At 43.8% G+C, this 612-nt stretch carries 1 protein-coding gene; it reads right to left on the bottom strand.

Annotated elements, in window-relative coordinates:
* Positions 1-291 precede the first annotated feature (291 nt).
* Positions 292-504: a DUF3820 family protein gene (locus tag A3729_RS08610; protein ID WP_068509284.1), complete on the bottom strand. Its 213-nt coding sequence runs from the start codon at positions 502-504 to the stop codon at positions 292-294.
* Between the last annotated feature and the right edge of the window lie 108 nt (positions 505-612).

Genomic DNA, 612 nt, shown 5'->3' on the forward strand with positions numbered 1-612 from the left:
ATTAGCTCGCTGGTCTTTTCCATTACTGAACTCTACCCAAGTGAAGGTGCACGTTAGTATGAGTCTAGTTTAGAAATAGAAAAGTTGTCTGCAAATTGAACGGTGTAATATTAGGCGTTATTGTAAAAAATAAGGGTCTTACTCTGTATCGAGTTAAACATCCCGGCTAAATCTGTAGGCAGAGCCTTTCATGGCTCGCTGAGGTTTAGCGCGAGGCATCGACTAGCGAGGGGTGGAACCCTCTGCCTACATGAGGCCATTTTTTAGCTCTACAGCGCCTAACGTACTGCACTATCGTTTAAGGGGATGTATAACTTTATCCAAGCCCTCAATTTTAATCTCAAGCGTCAGTTCAAGCAGTGTACCTAGCTCGCCGCTCGGAAAGCCTTTTTTTCTGAACCAGAGTAAATATTCTTCAGGTAGATCGATTAAACGACGGCCACCGTACTTCCCGAAGGGCATTTGTGTATTGGCTATTTTTACCAGGTGCTGCTTTTCGATCATGTGTTGATAATAACTCGCATGGCTTGAACTTCTAGCCCTGTTTTTTCAATATATTCCTGACAAGCACTTTGTCTGTGACGCAGAGCGTCGATTTCTTCGTCGCGAATT

The organism is Oleiphilus sp. HI0043 (genome assembly GCF_001634935.1).